This is a genomic window from Rhodoferax sp. GW822-FHT02D07 (genome assembly GCF_058802405.1).
The window spans coordinates 105574-120384 of record NZ_JBXAOD010000004.1; the positions used below are offsets into that span (position 1 = coordinate 105574).

Below are 14811 nucleotides of genomic sequence, written 5' to 3' on the forward strand. Positions count from 1 at the left end.
AGATCTCATGCATTCCGCGCATAATCGAGGGCCATGGAAACCAAATGGCTTGAAGACTTTGTGTCGCTGGCGGAAACGCGCAGCTTCAGTCGTTCTGCGCAACTGCGCCATGTCACCCAGCCCGCGTTTTCGCGGCGTATTCAGTCTTTGGAGGCGTGGGCCGGCACCGATCTGGTGGACCGCAGCAGTTATCCCACACGACTGACGCCCGCCGGTGAAACCCTGTACGACCAGTCGCTGGAGGTTCTCCAGTCTCTGCAGAGCACGCGCGCCATGCTGCGCGGGCATACCACCACCGCGCAGGACGTGGTGGAGTTCGCCGTCCCACACACGCTGGCCTTCACGTTTTTCCCCGCCTGGGTGTCCGGCCTGCGCGACAAGTTTGGCCCGATCAAGAGCCGCCTGATTGCGCTGAATGTGCATGACGCGGTGATGCGTTTGGTGGAAGGCAGCTGCGACCTGCTGATCGCCTACCACCATCCGTCCCAGCCTTACCAGCTCGACGCCGACCGCTATGAAATGGTGAGCTTGGGCGAAGAGGTGGTGGCGCCGTATGTCAAGCCTGACGCCGATGGCCAGCCCTTGTTCACCCTGCCGGGCAAATCCGGCCAGCCTTTGCCCTACCTGGGGTATGCGCCCGGTGCCTACCTGGGGCAGATGGTGGAGTTGATCCTCAAGCAGTCCGACGTGGCCATCCACTTCGACCGCGTGTACGAAACCGACATGGCCGAAGGCCTCAAAGCCATGGCGCTGGAAGGGCATGGCATTGCCTTCCTGCCCTTTAGTGCGGTAAAAAAGGATCTGCGTGCCAAGAAGCTGGTCAGTGCGCTGCCTGCCCACATGCGCGACCTGCAGATCACCATGGAGGTTCGCGCCTACCGGGAGCGTCTGTCAGGAAAGGAGGCGGCTCGCGGATTGTCGGCGGCACAACGTGCCCAAAGCCGGCCGCCAAAGGGCGCTACCCAGGCGCTGTGGGACTATCTGCAGACCCATAGTTCCCCGGCATGAATCTTGCATGTCCTTTTTGCATGCGACGTGAATGAATTGGCATTGGCTTAGGCTGGCGCCGGGGGATAGAGTCACGTTGCTGTCAAAAATATGTTGTTGGAGTGGCTATGCAAACTAACAGTTTGGGTCGTGCTGGATTATTGGCGGGCTTGCTGATGGCCGCCGTGGCTGCGCAGGCGGGGTCTGTGCTGGAGCGGGTGGCTTCTGGCGGCAAGCTGGTGGTCGCGCACCGTGAGTCTTCCATTCCTTTTTCGTATCTGGATCAGGAAAAAAAACCTGTGGGCTATGCCTTGGACCTGTGTCTGAAGCTGGCTGAGGCCGTGCGCAAGAAGACCGGGGCCAAGAACATGCAAGTCGAATTCCTGCAGGTCACGCCGGCCAACCGCATCGCCATGGTCGAGCAAGGTAATGCCGACATGGAATGCGGCTCCACCACCAACAACGCTGATCGCCGCCAAAAGGTGTCCTTCACCATTCCACACTTCATCACCGGCGCACGCATGCTGGTGCGTGCCGACAGCAAGATCGAGCGCATTGAAGACTTGTACGGCAAGAAGCTGGTTTCCACCAAGGGCACCACACCCCTGAAGGCGGCCGAGCAGGCCAACCGCGAGCGCCTGCTGCACATCACCATTCTGGAGGCACCCGACCACGCTAAGGCCGTAGAAATGGTGGAGTCCGGCGAGGCCGATGCCTTTGTGATGGACGACGTGCTGTTGTATGGCCTGGCGGCCAACCGCGCCAAGCCCGAGGCGCTCAAGGTGGTGGGCAAGTTCCTGACCACGGAGCCGCTTGCCATCATGCTGCCCAAGAATGATCCCGAGTTCAAAAAGGTGGTGGATGACGAAATGCGCCGCCTCATCCTCAGCAAGGAAATTCAACCGATCTACGACCGCTGGTTCCTCAAGCCCATTCCCCCGAATGACAAGCCGCTGAACCTGCCGGTAAGCTATCTGCTCAAGGATTTCTGGAAATACCCCACAGACTTCGTTCCCTTCTGACAGGAATAAAGTCATTGCGCATTTGCATGGGTTTTAGGGGTTAGTAGGTGGTTCAAAGAAGAGGTGGTTGTCTTACAGTTCACCGCAACGCTCAACATTGGGACGTCGTTTTGGTTTTTTGTTAGTTCGTTTTTACTTAAGGAAAAACATGAAAAAGAGCATTTTCATCCTGGGCCTGTTGTCTGCCAGCATCTTCGGTGTGCAGGCACAAGGTACTGACACCTTGGCCAAGGTCAAGGCTGACGGCGCTATCACCATGGGTGTGCGCGATTCGTCCGGTTCTCTGTCGTACGCCCTGGGCGACGGCAAGTACGCTGGTTTCCACGTCGAGGTGTGCCAGCGCATCATCGCCAACGTGGAAAAGGCCGTCGGCAAGAAAGTGGAAGTGAAGTACCAGTCCGTGACTTCGCAAAACCGTATTCCCCTGGTGCAGAACGGCACTGTGGACATCGAGTGCGGCTCCACCACCAACAACGCCACCCGCCAGAAGGACGTGTCCTTTGTGGTCACCACCTATGTGGAAGAAGTGCGTATCGCCGTGAAGGCCAACTCCGGCATCACCTCCATCGCCAACTTGGCTGGCCGCAACGTGGCAACCACCACGGGTACCACTTCGGTGCAAACCCTGCGCAAGCATGAGCGCGCCACTGGCGTGGACTTCAAGGAAGTCTTCGGCAAGGACCACGCAGACAGCTTCTTGCTGCTGGAATCCGGCCGTGCTGACGCCTTCGTGATGGACGGCCAGATCCTGGCTGGCAACATCGCTGCCTCCAAGGCTCCCAACGATTACAAGATCGTCGGTGAAGTTCTGTCCGTGGAACCCATCGCCATCATGATCCGCAAGGACGACCCCGCCTTCAAGAAGCTGGCTGACGACACCGTCATCGGCCTGGCGAAGTCCGGCGAGCTGGCCAAAATCTACGACAAGTGGTTCATGCAGCCCATCCCTCCCAAGAACGCCCGCGTGGGCCTGCCTGCCAGCGACAGCACCAAGGCTGCCTGGGCTACGCCAAACGACAAACCTGCCGAAGACTACGCCAAGAAGTAATCTGCGGTATCAGGTCTGAGTAAAACCCGCTGGAAACTATCCCAGCGGGTTTTTTGTTTGTACGATGGCGCGGTATTTGCAGTGGAGGTGGTATGCATTGGGATTGGCAGATTTTTTTGAGTGACGACGGCAGCGGCCGCACGTACTGGCAATGGATGATGGAAGCCTGGCGCTGGACGCTGGCGGTTGCAGGTTGCTCATGGCTGGTGGCTGTGGGTGTGGGTGCTGTGGTGGGGACCTTGCGGACCTTGCCCAACAGCCCTTGGCTAGTGCGCTTGGCCAATGCCTGGGTGGAGTTCTTCCGCAATATTCCGTTGCTCGTGCAGATCTTCTTGTGGTACTTCGTGGTGCCCAAAATTTTCCCGTCTTTCCAGTCCGTGCCCGGCTTTGCGCTGGTCGTGGTGGGGTTGGGGTTCTTCACCTCGGCACGTATCGCCGAGCAGGTGCGTGCCGGCATTCAGGCCTTGCCCAAGGGGCAGCGCTACGCGGGCATGGCGATGGGGTTTACCACGGCGCAAACCTACCGTTATGTGATCCTGCCCATGGCGTTTCGCATCATCCTGCCGCCGCTGACCAGTGAGTCCATGAACCTGCTGAAGAACTCGTCCGTGGCATTTGCCGTGTCCATCTCGGAGCTGACCATGTTTGCCATGCAGGCGCAGGAAGAAACCTCGCGCGGTGTGGAGGTCTACCTTGCCGTGACCATTCTGTACGCGATCTCGGCCTTTGCCGTGAACCGCGTGTTCGCACTGGTGGAGCGTTCCCTTCAAATCCCCGGCTTCATCGTGGCTGGCGGTACAGGCGGAGGACACTGAGATGCTGGGTCTGGATATTTCCTTCCTGAGCTGGGAAGTCATCAACAAGTTCGTGCTCAACGGCCTGCGTTTCAGCGTGCTGTTGACCATCGTGGCCACCTTGGGTGGCGTGTTTCTGGGCACGATCCTGGCGCTGATGCGTTTGTCGGGCAACAAGGTGCTGGGCGGCGTGGCTGCGTTCTATGTGAACGGCATGCGCTCCATTCCGCTGGTCATGGTGATTCTGTGGTTCTACCTGCTGATCCCCTTCATGATTGGCAAGCCCATCGGCGCCGAGCTATCGGCGGCGATCACCTTCATCGCCTTCGAAGCCGCGTATTTCAGTGAAATCATGCGTGCCGGCATCCAGTCCATTCCGCGCGGTCAGGTATTTGCCGGCCAGGCGCTGGGCATGACCTACAACCAGAACATGACCCTGGTGGTGCTGCCGCAGGCCTTCCGCAATATGCTGCCGGTGCTGTTCACGCAAACCATCATCCTGTTCCAGGACACTTCGCTGGTGTATGCCATTGGCGCCTATGACCTGCTCAAGGGCTTCACCCTGGCTGGCAAGCTGTATGGCCGCCCCGAAGAGGCGTACCTGCTGGCCGCCGTCGTTTACTTTGTGATCTGCTTTGCGCTCTCGTGGGCTGTCAAGCGCCTGCAAACCCGTATCGCCATTATTCGCTGAACAAAAGAGATAGACATGATTGAAATCAAAAACGTATCGAAGTGGTATGGCCCGGTGCAGGTGCTCAACGACTGTTCCGTCAATATCAACAAGGGTGATGTTGTGGTGGTGTGCGGCCCCTCGGGTTCTGGCAAGTCCACGCTGATCAAGACCGTCAACGGCCTGGAGCCCATCCAGAAGGGCGATATCACGGTGGACGGCGTGCACCTGCAGGCACCCACGACCAATCTGCCCCAGCTGCGCAGCCGCGTGGGCATGGTGTTCCAGCATTTCGAACTCTTCCCCCACCTCAGCGTGACTGAGAACCTGACGATTGCGCAGATCAAGGTACTGGGTCGCAGCGCCGATGAAGCCAAGGTGCGTGGCCTCAAGATGCTGGATCGCGTGGGCCTGATGGCGCACAAGGACAAGTTCCCCGGTCAGCTTTCCGGCGGCCAGCAGCAGCGTGTGGCGATTGCCCGTGCGCTGAGCATGGACCCTGTGGTCATGCTGTTTGACGAACCTACTTCCGCGCTGGACCCTGAAATGGTGGGCGAGGTGCTGGACGTGATGGTGTCCTTGGCCAAGGAGGGCATGACCATGATGGTCGTGACCCACGAAATGGGCTTCGCCCGCAAGGTGGCCAGCCGCGTGATCTTCATCGATGTGGGTGGCCGCATCCTCGAAGATTGCAGCAAGGACGAGTTCTTCGGCAACCCCGAGGGGCGCCAGCCGCGCACCAAGGATTTCCTGAACAAGATCCTCCAGCACTGAGTCCGAACGCCCTGCCCTGCAGGGCGTATTTCCATATAAAAAAAGAAGGTGCCTATGTCCACTTCTTCCTCCTCGTTGGCGCGCAAGCTCTCCCTCGGCTTTATTGCCATCCTGTTGCTGCTGCTGGGCGTGGCAGCGACGGGGGTGTACTCGGTGCGACAGGTCAGCAAGTCCCTGGAGCACATCGTGCAGGTCAACAACCGGCAGACCGAGTTGACCAATGCATTGATGGACAGCATCAACCGCGTGACCATCCACAGCCGCTCTGTGGCCCTGTTCACGGAACTGGACCCCAAGCAACTGCAGGTGGAGTTCAAGGCAGCGGAATCGGCCATGGCCAATATGAGCCAGGCCGAGGCCGCCTTGAGCGCACTGCTCGCGACCGCTGACGCCAGTAGCGACGAGCGCGCCCTGATGGGCCGTATTTCCGAGCAGACCAAGAAGTTGTTGCCCGAAGTGACCGATGCGCTCAAGCAGGCCAATGATGGCGATACTGTGGCGGCGGTGCTCACGCTCATGAACCGCGTGCGCCCCGCCGAAGAGGCCTTGCGCAAGGACGCTGCCAGCCTGATTGCCCTGCAGCTGGCGCAAACCCAGGAGGCCAACGCCGAGTCGGAGGCCCTGCAGCGCAAGATGATGGTGCTGCTGGGTGGATTGGTGGTGGTGGCCCTAGTGGCAGGCGGACTGATCGCTTGGCGCATCACGGTGGGGGTGACGCACCCCGTCAAACTTGCCATGCGCATGACCGAGCGCATTGCCGCCGGAGACCTGACCACCAAGGTGCCCCAGGGGGCCAACGATGAAATCGGCCGCCTGTTGCAGGCGGTCACGGCCATGCAGAACAACCTGCGCCAGATGGTGGAAAGCATTCGCGAGGCGGCTAGTTCCATCCATCGCTCCAGCCAGGAGGTCGCAGAGGGCAATCTGGATCTGAGCAATCGCACCGAACAGACAGCCGCGAACCTGCAGCAAACCGCCCACTCGGTGAGCCTCCTGACGGACGCCGTGCAAAACAGTGCCAACGCAGCGCAACAGGCCAATCAGTTGGCGGGCACCTCGGCCGAGGTGGCAGTGCGAGGTGGTTCGGTGGTCTCTGAAGTGGTGGCCACCATGCAGGAGATCAATACCAGCTCCTCCAAGATCGCCGACATCATCAGCGTGATCGATGGCATTGCCTTCCAGACCAACATTCTGGCGCTGAATGCTGCAGTGGAAGCTGCGCGGGCGGGCGAGCAAGGCCGCGGTTTTGCCGTGGTGGCATCCGAAGTGCGCTCCCTGGCCGGTCGCAGTGCGGAAGCCGCCAAGGAGATCAAGGGCCTGATCAACACCAGTGTGGAGCGCGTGGAGCGTGGTACCCAGCTGGTGGCTGCAGCCGGGCAGACCATGAGCGAGATCGTGAACTCGGTGCAGCGCGTGACCCACACCATCAGCGATATCAGCGCCACCGTATCCGAGCAGAGCCAGGGCATTGGTACCGTGAACTCGGCCATCTCCGCACTGGATCAGATGACCCAGCAAAACTCGGCGCTGGTGGAGCAAAGCGCGGCTGCGGCCGAAAGCCTCAAGGACCAGGCTGAGCAGCTTACCCGCATCGTCAGCGCGTTTGAAACCGGAGAGCCCGATGTCTCGCTGTCCATGCCGCGCCTGCTGAACTGAGCGGCCCCGTAGCCGCAGGGGGAGGCGATTTGGGACAATAGCGCCCATGACGAACGCCTCCACCCCCAAGACCCTGCCCGATTCCATTATCCTGACCCGCCCCGACGACTGGCACCTGCATGTGCGCGACGGGGCGGCGCTGCACACCGTGGTGCCACACACGGCGGCGCAGTTCGGGCGCGCCATCATCATGCCCAACCTCAAGCCGCCGGTGACCACCGCCGAGCAGGCGCTGGCCTACAAGGCGCGCATCCAGGCGGCAGTGCCTGCGGGCGTGCAGTTCGAGCCGCTGATGACGCTGTACCTCACGGACAACCTGCCGGCGGATGAAATCGCACGCGCCAAGGATGCCGGCGTGGTCGCTGCCAAGCTGTACCCTGCGGGCGCCACCACCAACAGCGATGCCGGCGTGACCGACATCCGCAAGACCTACAAGACGCTGGAGGCGATGCAGAAGGCTGGCCTGCTGTTGCTGGTGCATGGCGAGGTAACCAGCAGCGACATTGACCTGTTCGACCGCGAGGCCGTGTTCATCGACACCCAGCTGATTCCCTTGCGCAAGGACTTTCCCGAGCTCAAGGTGGTCTTCGAGCACATCACGACCAAGGAAGCCGCGCAGTACGTGGCGGAGAGCGACCGCTTCACGGCCGCCAGCATCACCGCCCACCACCTGCTCTACAACCGCAATGCCATCTTCACCGGCGGCATTCGCCCGCACTACTACTGCCTACCGGTTCTCAAGCGCGAGACGCATCGCCAGGCCCTGGTACAGGCGGCTACCGGTGGCAGCCACAAGTTCTTCCTGGGCACCGACAGCGCGCCGCACCCTGCGCACCTGAAGGAGCACGCCACGGGCTGCGCCGGCTGCTACACGGCCCATGCCGCCATGGAGCTGTACGCCCAAGCCTTTGATGCAGCCGGTGCGCTGGACAAGCTGGAGGGCTTTGCCAGTTTCCATGGTGCCGATTTCTACGGCCTGCCGCGCAACACGGGCACCATCACCCTCAAGCGCGAGAGCTGGACGCCGCCCGAGAGTTTTGCTTTTGGCGAAGCCTCCCTCAAACCCCTGGCTGCGGGCGAAGCTCTGCCGTGGCGCATGGTCTAGAGGCGATTGACTGGGCGGCGCCCTGGCTGGCACCGTGGCGGGAGCCCGGACAAGCGCTCGCGGTGCAAGTGATGGGCGGCCAGAGCGTGGCGCAGGCGCTCAATGCCGCGGGTGGCGCGCCCGTGCAGTTCGTGCCCCAGGCCGCGCTGCCGGCGGGCGCCGCCTATGAGCAGCACATCTTCACGACCGGCCAAGTGCCCACGCGAGACGGGCTGCATGATTTCTTCAACGGCCTGTGCTGGCTGCAGTTTCCGCAGACCAAGACGCGGCTCAACCAGCTGCAGGCCACCCAGATTGCGCAGGACGGCATCCAGCCTGTGCGCGGTCCGCTGCGCGATGCGTTGACCGTGTTTGATGAAAACGCCGCGGTGCTGCTAGCCCCGGAGCCCCTCTGGGAGGCCTTGCTGGCCAAGGACTGGCAGGCCTTGTTCGTGCACTTGCGCCCGTTGTGGAGCGAGGCCACGCTACTGCTGTTCGGTCACGCTCTGCTGGAAAAACTGGTTTATCCAAGAAAACCGATCACAGCCCATGTATTCATTGCGCAGGCAGCTACGAATTCCATAGCGCAGCTGGATCCCTGGTTGGCCCGCAACCTGACCCCGGAGGGGCTGGCCGGCAAACCCTTTGCGCCCCTGCCGGTGCTTGGTGTACCTGGCTGGTGGGCGCCCAATGAGGCGCCGGGCTTCTACGATGATGCCAGCGTGTTTCGGACGCCGCGCACAGCCTCGGAGCGTGGAGCGCGCAATTTGCCGCTGGGCCGCCCCAAGGCAAATTAGCCCCTTGGGGGGCAGCGACCCGCGCAAGCGGTGGAGCGTGGGGGCGAGGTTTCAGGCTTTGAGCTTGAGCAGGTGGACCATGACGCGTGCCGTGGTCAGGTCCAGGTCAATCTGGTTGTTCAGGTCCTTGCCGGTCATCCAGGAGGCGTCCCAGTGGTTCTGCTTGAGCGTGGCCTTCCAGCTGTCGTGCATGGTGGCCAGGCGCACGGCCTCCACCATCTCGGCCTGCCGTTCGGGCGACACGCCCTTGCCAGTGAAGACAGCGCGCCAGTTGGACATTTCCACCTGCACCCCCTGGTCGCGGATAGCCGGAATGCCGAACGAGGCTTTGCGCGAGGACACACCGATGGCGCGCAACTGGCCGCCGGCGAGCTGCGCGGCAAATTCGCTGTAGCCCGAGATGCCCACGGCCGCCTTGCCCGACAGCACGGCGGACACCACATCCACGCCGCTGGCGAAGGGCAGGTAGTTCAGCTCCTCGGGGTTGGCCCCGGCGGCGCGCGCAAACACGCCCGAAAAAATGTGGTCCACCCCGCCGGCCGATCCGCCGGCAATCACCACGGACTTGAGGTTGGCCTTCATGCTGGCAGACAGGTCTGCCGCCGTTTTCAGAGGGGAATTGGCCGCCACCACCATCACCAGATAGTCGCTGGTCAGGCGGGCCACGGGGAGGATGGCCGTGAGGTCGACGGCCGGCTTGAGCAGCGCTACGGCGCCCACCATCACGGTGCCGCCCATGATCAGCGTATTGGCATCGGCGCTGTACTTCTCGGCGTAGTGCGCCAGGCCCAAGGTGCCGCCCTTGCCGCCCTTGTTCTCGTACTCCACCTCGTCGACCACGCCCGCCGAGATCATGGCCGTACCCAGGGCGCGGCCGGTCTGGTCCCAGCCGCCGCCGGCGTTGGCCGGAATCACGATGCGCAGTTTGGCCGCCAGCTTGCTGCCCGCCTTGGGTTTGCCGGTCGCGGCGGGTTTGGCAGCTTGGCTCCAGCTGGGCAGGGCCACCACGGGCAGGGCCGAGGCAGCCAGTTGGGCGAGAAGACGGCGGCGGTGCATGGCGTTCATGGCAGGTCTGCAGAAGTGGTTGGGAGCGCCATCTTAGGGGCTTTGTGTGGCACCGGCCAAACGGACCACAGCCTGTTACAAAAGGCCATAATTTTCGTGGGCTCAAGGCCGTTTCGGCTTGAATTCACCCCCGGCGCCCCTACCATCCGTGTCAAAGACCGGACCGCGGTCGCTTTCCGAAAGTAGAAATCATGAAACGCATTATTTTGTTTGTACTGACCAACCTGGCCGTGGTGCTGGTGTTGGGCGTGGTCGCCAGCCTGCTGGGCGTGAACCGTTACCTCACGGCCAACGGCCTGAACCTGGGTGCCCTGTTGGGCTTCGCCTTGATCATGGGTTTTGGCGGCGCCATCATCTCCCTGCTGATCAGCAAGCCCATGGCCAAGTGGACCACCTCGGGCATGCAGATCATCGAGCAGCCGCAAAACGCCGACGAGGCCTGGATTGTGGACACCGTGCGCAAGTTCGCCGACAAGGCCGGCATCGGCATGCCCGAGGTCGGCATCTTCGAGGGCGAGCCCAACGCCTTTGCCACCGGTGCCTTCAAGAACTCTGCCCTGGTGGCGGTGTCTACCGGCTTGCTGCGCGGCATGACGCGCGACGAGATTGAAGCCGTGATCGGCCACGAGGTGGCCCACATCGCGAACGGCGACATGGTCACCATGACGCTGATCCAGGGTGTGATGAATACCTTCGTCGTGTTCCTGAGCCGTGTCATCGGCTACGCGGTGGACAGCTTTCTGCGCAAGGGCGATGATCGCGAAAACAGCGGCCCCGGCATCGGCTATTACATCACCACCATCGTGCTCGACATCGTGCTGGGCTTTGTGGCCGCCATGATCGTGGCCTGGTTCAGCCGCCAGCGCGAATTCCGTGCGGACGCAGGTGCCGCCCAACTGATGGGTCGCAAGCAGCCCATGATGAATGCGCTGGCCCGCCTGGGTGGCATGACGCCTGGCGAACTGCCCAAGACCGTGGCGGCCATGGGCATTGCCGGTGGTATTGGCCAGCTGTTCTCTACCCACCCGCCGATTGAAGAGCGCATCGCCGCGCTGCAGGCATCAAACGGCAACTGAGTTTTGGCCGCACAGGCGGCCTCCGATAGAAAAAGCCCTCTTGCCATGCGCAAGAGGGCTTTTTTGTTGGAGAGGCCGTTTAGCGGTAGCGGGCTTGCAGCGCCTGCAGGGCGTTCTTCTTGATGGCCGACTGGATGGCGGTTTCCATGCGCGTCAGCACGGCGGGCGCTTCAGGGTAGCTGCGGCGCAGGCCAAAGTTGTAGGTCGCTGTGGGCAGGAAGGGCAGGGGCGTGAACTGCAGCCGGTCGGCGTAGCCCAGCGATTTGATACGCAGCCAGGTGACGATCTCGGCCTGCGGAAACACGTCCAGCGAACCATTGAGCAGGCGGCGCAATACGGCGTCCTGGTCCGGCTCCAGCGAAATGCGGTCAGCTTCCAGGTGTTCCTTCACATAGCCGCTGCCGATGTAGCCACCCTGGCGCAACTCGCGCATGTCGGCCACCGAGTTGAGCTGGGCGATGCGCGTGTCACCGCGGCGGTGGTAGACACCCAGCGCCACGCGCAGTACCGGTGTGGGGCAGAAGTCGGCGTAGGCGTTGCGCTCAGTGGTCTGCACGGTACAAAAACCATCCAGCTCGCCTTGGCGCACCATCAGCTGTGCACGCGCCCACGGGTAGCCGTAATGCTCCAGCGTGAGGCCGGCCATGGTGCCGACCAGGTCCATGGACTCCACCAGCAGCCCGCGCATCTGGCCGCCGTCATCCTTTTCGCTGAAGGGGGAGAACTTGTCGAAGTAGCCCATGCGCACCACGGGACCGGTTGACTGCCCATACACCGGTAGGAGCCAGGCGCAGGCAGAAGCAGACACGGAGCGCAGGCACTGACGACGTTTCATGGTTCGGCGTGTGGCGTGGTGATCGCCGCATTAAACACCAATCCCCTGCGTTTGGGGTGTCGCGCCGGTGCAGGTTCAGCGAGGCTGTGTGCAGAGGTCCAGGGCCAACGCTTCCGCCACGCGGATGCCATCCACACCCGCCGACAAAATGCCGCCCGCATAGGAGGCACCCTCGCCCGCGGGGTAGAGGCCACGCAGGCTGGTGCTTTGCAGGTCGTCCCCGCGCGGCATCTTGACCGGGCTAGACGTGCGCGTTTCCACGCCGGTAAGCACCGCGTCGGCCATGTCATAGCCCTTGATCTTGCGCCCGAAGGCTGGCAGCGCTTCGCGCATGGCTTCGATGGCGTAGGCGGGCAGGGCATGGGCCAGGTCGCCCAGCTTGATGCCCGGCTTGTAGGACGGGATGACCGCGCCCAGGGCGGTTGACGGGCGGGCCGCAAGAAAGTCACCCACCAGCTGGCCCGGTGCCTCGTAACTGCTGCCGCCCAGCACATAGGCGCCCGATTCGAGCGCGCGCTGCAGGTTGACCCCGGCCAGCGGGTGTACGGCCTGCGGATCACGCGCGCGCAGTGCGGTGGCCTCGGCCGCTAGGGCTCGGCCCTGTTCCTCGCCCCAGGCGTGCACAAAGGCGGCCTCGTCCTGCGGGTAGTCGGGCGGGTCTATGCCCACCACCATGCCGGCGTTGGCATTGCGCTCGGCGCGGGAGTACTGGCTCATGCCGTTCGTGACCACGCGGCCGGGTTCGCTGGTGGCAGCCACCACCGTGCCACCGGGGCACATGCAGAAGCTGTAAACGGCGCGGCCGTTGGCGGCGTGGTGCACCAACTTGTAGTCGGCCGCACCCAGCAGCGGGTGGCCCGCGTGGCGGCCCCAGCGGGCCCGGTCGATCACGCTCTGCGGGTGTTCAATGCGCACACCTACCGAGAAGGACTTCGCCTGCATGGCCACGCCACGCGCATGCAGCATGGCAAAGGTGTCGCGTGAGCTGTGGCCCAGCGCCATCACGACATGGTGCGCCGGTAGCACGTAGCGGTTGCCGTTTTGAAGATTTTCGACCTCCAGCCCGCGCAGAGGTTGCGCGGGCAGCTCCTGATTCAATAGCAAGTCGGTGACGCGCTGCTCGAAGCGGATCTCGCCTCCCAGCGCAATGATCTGCTCGCGGATGCCTTCCACCACTTTCACCAGCTTGAAGGTGCCGATGTGAGGGTGGGCTTCGTAGAGGATTTCGGCCGGCGCACCGTGGGCCACAAACTCGTGCATCACCTTGCGGCCCAGGAAGCGCGGGTCCTTGATCTGGCTGTAGAGCTTGCCGTCCGAGAAAGTGCCGGCGCCGCCTTCGCCAAACTGCACATTGCTCTCGGGGTTGAGGGTCTTCTTGCGCCACAGGCCCCAGGTGTCCTTGGTGCGCTGGCGCACCGTCTTGCCGCGTTCCAGCACGATGGGCCGAAAGCCCATCTGCGCCAGCACCAGCGCCGCCAGCATGCCGCAGGGGCCAAAGCCCACCACAACGGGGCGTTCCCCCTCGCGCTGGCCAAAGTCGGCCGGTGCCTGCGTCACCATGCGGTAGGCCATGTCCGGTGAGGCGCCGATGTGCGGATGGCCTTGGTGCTGCGCCAGCAGGCGCGCCTCCAGCGCGGCGTCGTGCAGCGTGATGTCCACGATGTAGACCGCCAGCAACTCCGCCTTGCGCGCATCGAAGCTGCGCTTGAAGACCTGCAAGTTCGCAATCGCATCTACGTCGATGCCCAAGGTCTGCGCACAGAGGCGCTGCAGGGCGGCGACAGGGTGGGCGACGGGGGCGCGGTCCGCCTCGGTCTCGGTTGGCGCATCGCTGGCGCGACGCTCCTCGACGGGCAGGGCAGAGAGGGGGAGTTTGAGTTCAGTCAGGCGGATCATGGGGCGGCTCGTGTTTATCAAGCAGGCCCCGATTTTATTCGGGCGCGAGCGCCATGCCCATCGCGGGCCTTAGTGCAGCCCTTGCCGCAGCGCCTCCGACGGGCTGTGTCCGAACAGCTTGCGGTAGTCGCTGGAGAATTGGCTAAAGTGCCAGAAGCCCCAGTCGGCGGCCACGTCGCGCACGGTGGGGGCGGGCTGGCGGTTGTCGCGCAGGTGGCGGCGTGCACCGTTGAGGCGCAGGATGCGCAGGTACTGCACGGGGTTGATGCCCAGCACGTCTTCAAAGCAATACTGCAGTGTGCGGCGGCTCACGAACAGTTGCTCACACAGCTCGGGCACGGTGACCGCCTGGTCCGGGTGGGCCAGCACATAGTCGCGCGCCTTGGCCACGATGCGCTGGTGGCGCGCGAAGCTGGTGCTGGCAGGGGCGGCTGCCACGCTCTGGTCCAGCAGGGGCAGCAGGGCTTCCAGAATACGCTCTTCCGCGGGGCCGCTCTCCGGCGGGGCTGTGTGCAGCAGGGTGTTGAGCACATGCAGGCATTGTTGGTAGTACGCGGGCGCTGCCTGCACCAGCTCGGTCTGGCCCAACTGGTCCCAGTCCATCTGAAAGCCCAGGCGTGCGGCGACGGCATGCAGCGCACTCTGGCGCACCACCACACCGTAGATGGTGTAGTCCGCCGGCGTCACCAGTTCAAACTCGCGGCCCCCGGGGCGCACCATGATGCCGTGCGGGGCAGCCACGCGGCCGTTGATGCGGGTGCTGTGCGCGGAATGGGGCAAGCCAAACCACAGCGCGTCGGGCCAGACGCAGCATGTCTGGCGCATGCCCTGGGTGGTGGTTTCGCGGAAGACCTGCATGGAGGGCAGCTGCAACTCCTCCAACAGGCCGTGGAAGCGGCCGGCCGTGGTCTGGTCATAGCACTGCTCCCAGTTGGTCAGGTGTGCCGCGTGTTCGTCCGCATCGGTGGACTGGACGATGCGCACAGGCGCCGGGGACGGAAGGCGGTAGTTCATGGGTGCGCTCCAGGTGCGGGTCGGGGCATGCGCCAAAAAAGTGCGTGGTGCAGGTTTGCCGAATTTCGATACCGGTTGGGCCGGTGACTGCCT

The 14811-nt window shown here is 63.1% G+C and carries 14 protein-coding genes; 10 read left to right on the forward strand and 4 right to left on the reverse strand.

The genetic code is table 11. The features are described from left to right. The first annotated feature begins 33 nt into the window (after positions 1-33). From AC1RNN_RS11260 to AC1RNN_RS11300, 9 genes are all read left to right on the forward strand, one after another. A complete protein-coding gene (locus AC1RNN_RS11260; protein ID WP_493089307.1) occupies positions 34-1008 on the forward strand; it encodes a LysR substrate-binding domain-containing protein in 975 nt (324 codons plus the stop codon). Between the two features lie 155 nt (positions 1009-1163). Further along, positions 1164-2009, forward strand: a complete 846-nt coding sequence (locus tag AC1RNN_RS11265; RefSeq protein WP_493089498.1) for an amino acid ABC transporter substrate-binding protein — start codon at positions 1164-1166, stop codon at positions 2007-2009. Between the two features lie 148 nt (positions 2010-2157). Continuing rightward, entirely contained in the window at positions 2158-3057 is a 900-nt protein-coding gene (locus tag AC1RNN_RS11270) for a transporter substrate-binding domain-containing protein (RefSeq protein ID WP_493089306.1), read from the forward strand. Between the two features lie 92 nt (positions 3058-3149). Beyond that, complete coding sequence (locus AC1RNN_RS11275; RefSeq protein ID WP_493089304.1) at positions 3150-3872, forward strand: amino acid ABC transporter permease; 723 nt, start codon at positions 3150-3152, stop codon at positions 3870-3872. Position 3873: 1 nt separating this feature from the next. Further along, on the forward strand, positions 3874-4542 hold the full coding sequence (locus tag AC1RNN_RS11280) for an amino acid ABC transporter permease (protein WP_493089302.1): 669 nt from the start codon (positions 3874-3876) through the stop codon (positions 4540-4542). Positions 4543-4557: 15 nt separating this feature from the next. Next, positions 4558-5295 carry an amino acid ABC transporter ATP-binding protein gene (locus AC1RNN_RS11285; RefSeq protein WP_493089300.1) on the forward strand — a complete coding sequence of 246 codons (738 nt, stop codon included), beginning with the start codon at positions 4558-4560 and terminating at the stop codon, positions 5293-5295. 54 nt (positions 5296-5349) lie between these two features. Next, the gene (locus AC1RNN_RS11290; protein WP_493089298.1) at positions 5350-6951 is read left to right on the forward strand and encodes a methyl-accepting chemotaxis protein; all 1602 of its coding nucleotides are present in this window, start codon (positions 5350-5352) and stop codon (positions 6949-6951) included. A gap of 46 nt (positions 6952-6997) precedes the next feature. Continuing rightward, complete coding sequence (gene pyrC, locus AC1RNN_RS11295) at positions 6998-8056, forward strand: dihydroorotase (RefSeq protein WP_493089296.1); 1059 nt, start codon at positions 6998-7000, stop codon at positions 8054-8056. Then, positions 8041-8832 carry a DUF3025 domain-containing protein gene (locus tag AC1RNN_RS11300; RefSeq protein WP_493089294.1) on the forward strand — a complete coding sequence of 264 codons (792 nt, stop codon included), beginning with the start codon at positions 8041-8043 and terminating at the stop codon, positions 8830-8832. The genes pyrC and AC1RNN_RS11300 overlap by 16 nt, the downstream gene beginning before the upstream one ends. A 51-nt stretch (positions 8833-8883) precedes the next feature. On the opposite strand, the gene AC1RNN_RS11305 is transcribed toward AC1RNN_RS11300, so the two are convergent. Continuing rightward, the gene (locus AC1RNN_RS11305; protein ID WP_493089293.1) at positions 8884-9897 is read right to left on the reverse strand and encodes a tripartite tricarboxylate transporter substrate-binding protein; all 1014 of its coding nucleotides are present in this window, start codon (positions 9895-9897) and stop codon (positions 8884-8886) included. Between the two features lie 191 nt (positions 9898-10088). Between AC1RNN_RS11305 and htpX the strand changes: the two genes are divergently transcribed. Beyond that, positions 10089-10973, forward strand: coding sequence for a protease HtpX (gene htpX, locus AC1RNN_RS11310; protein WP_493089292.1), 885 nt, complete (start codon positions 10089-10091; stop codon positions 10971-10973). Between the two features lie 79 nt (positions 10974-11052). Here the strand turns inward: htpX and AC1RNN_RS11315 are convergent, their stop codons facing one another. The 3 genes from AC1RNN_RS11315 to AC1RNN_RS11325 all read right to left on the reverse strand — a co-directional run bounded on the left by AC1RNN_RS11315 (position 11053) and on the right by AC1RNN_RS11325 (position 14718). Beyond that, positions 11053-11808 carry a substrate-binding periplasmic protein gene (locus AC1RNN_RS11315; RefSeq protein WP_493089290.1) on the reverse strand — a complete coding sequence of 252 codons (756 nt, stop codon included), beginning with the start codon at positions 11806-11808 and terminating at the stop codon, positions 11053-11055. Between the two features lie 75 nt (positions 11809-11883). Next, positions 11884-13704: an NAD(P)/FAD-dependent oxidoreductase gene (locus AC1RNN_RS11320; protein WP_493089289.1), complete on the reverse strand. Its 1821-nt coding sequence runs from the start codon at positions 13702-13704 to the stop codon at positions 11884-11886. A gap of 69 nt (positions 13705-13773) precedes the next feature. Further along, positions 13774-14718, reverse strand: coding sequence for a helix-turn-helix domain-containing protein (locus AC1RNN_RS11325; RefSeq protein ID WP_493089287.1), 945 nt, complete (start codon positions 14716-14718; stop codon positions 13774-13776). Positions 14719-14811 lie beyond the last annotated feature (93 nt).

Coding starts and splice junctions, on each gene's coding strand:
- AC1RNN_RS11305 (WP_493089293.1), bottom strand. CDS start 9,897: ATGAACGCCATGCACCGCCGCCGTCTTCTCGCCCAACTGGCTGCCTCG.
- AC1RNN_RS11275 (WP_493089304.1), top strand. CDS start 3,150: ATGCATTGGGATTGGCAGATTTTTTTGAGTGACGACGGCAGCGGCCGC.
- AC1RNN_RS11285 (WP_493089300.1), top strand. CDS start 4,558: ATGATTGAAATCAAAAACGTATCGAAGTGGTATGGCCCGGTGCAGGTG.
- AC1RNN_RS11290 (WP_493089298.1), top strand. CDS start 5,350: ATGTCCACTTCTTCCTCCTCGTTGGCGCGCAAGCTCTCCCTCGGCTTT.
- AC1RNN_RS11280 (WP_493089302.1), top strand. CDS start 3,874: ATGCTGGGTCTGGATATTTCCTTCCTGAGCTGGGAAGTCATCAACAAG.
- AC1RNN_RS11325 (WP_493089287.1), bottom strand. CDS start 14,718: ATGAACTACCGCCTTCCGTCCCCGGCGCCTGTGCGCATCGTCCAGTCC.
- AC1RNN_RS11260 (WP_493089307.1), top strand. CDS start 34: ATGGAAACCAAATGGCTTGAAGACTTTGTGTCGCTGGCGGAAACGCGC.
- htpX (WP_493089292.1), top strand. CDS start 10,089: ATGAAACGCATTATTTTGTTTGTACTGACCAACCTGGCCGTGGTGCTG.
- AC1RNN_RS11320 (WP_493089289.1), bottom strand. CDS start 13,704: ATGATCCGCCTGACTGAACTCAAACTCCCCCTCTCTGCCCTGCCCGTC.
- AC1RNN_RS11270 (WP_493089306.1), top strand. CDS start 2,158: ATGAAAAAGAGCATTTTCATCCTGGGCCTGTTGTCTGCCAGCATCTTC.
- AC1RNN_RS11265 (WP_493089498.1), top strand. CDS start 1,164: ATGGCCGCCGTGGCTGCGCAGGCGGGGTCTGTGCTGGAGCGGGTGGCT.
- AC1RNN_RS11315 (WP_493089290.1), bottom strand. CDS start 11,808: ATGAAACGTCGTCAGTGCCTGCGCTCCGTGTCTGCTTCTGCCTGCGCC.
- pyrC (WP_493089296.1), top strand. CDS start 6,998: ATGACGAACGCCTCCACCCCCAAGACCCTGCCCGATTCCATTATCCTG.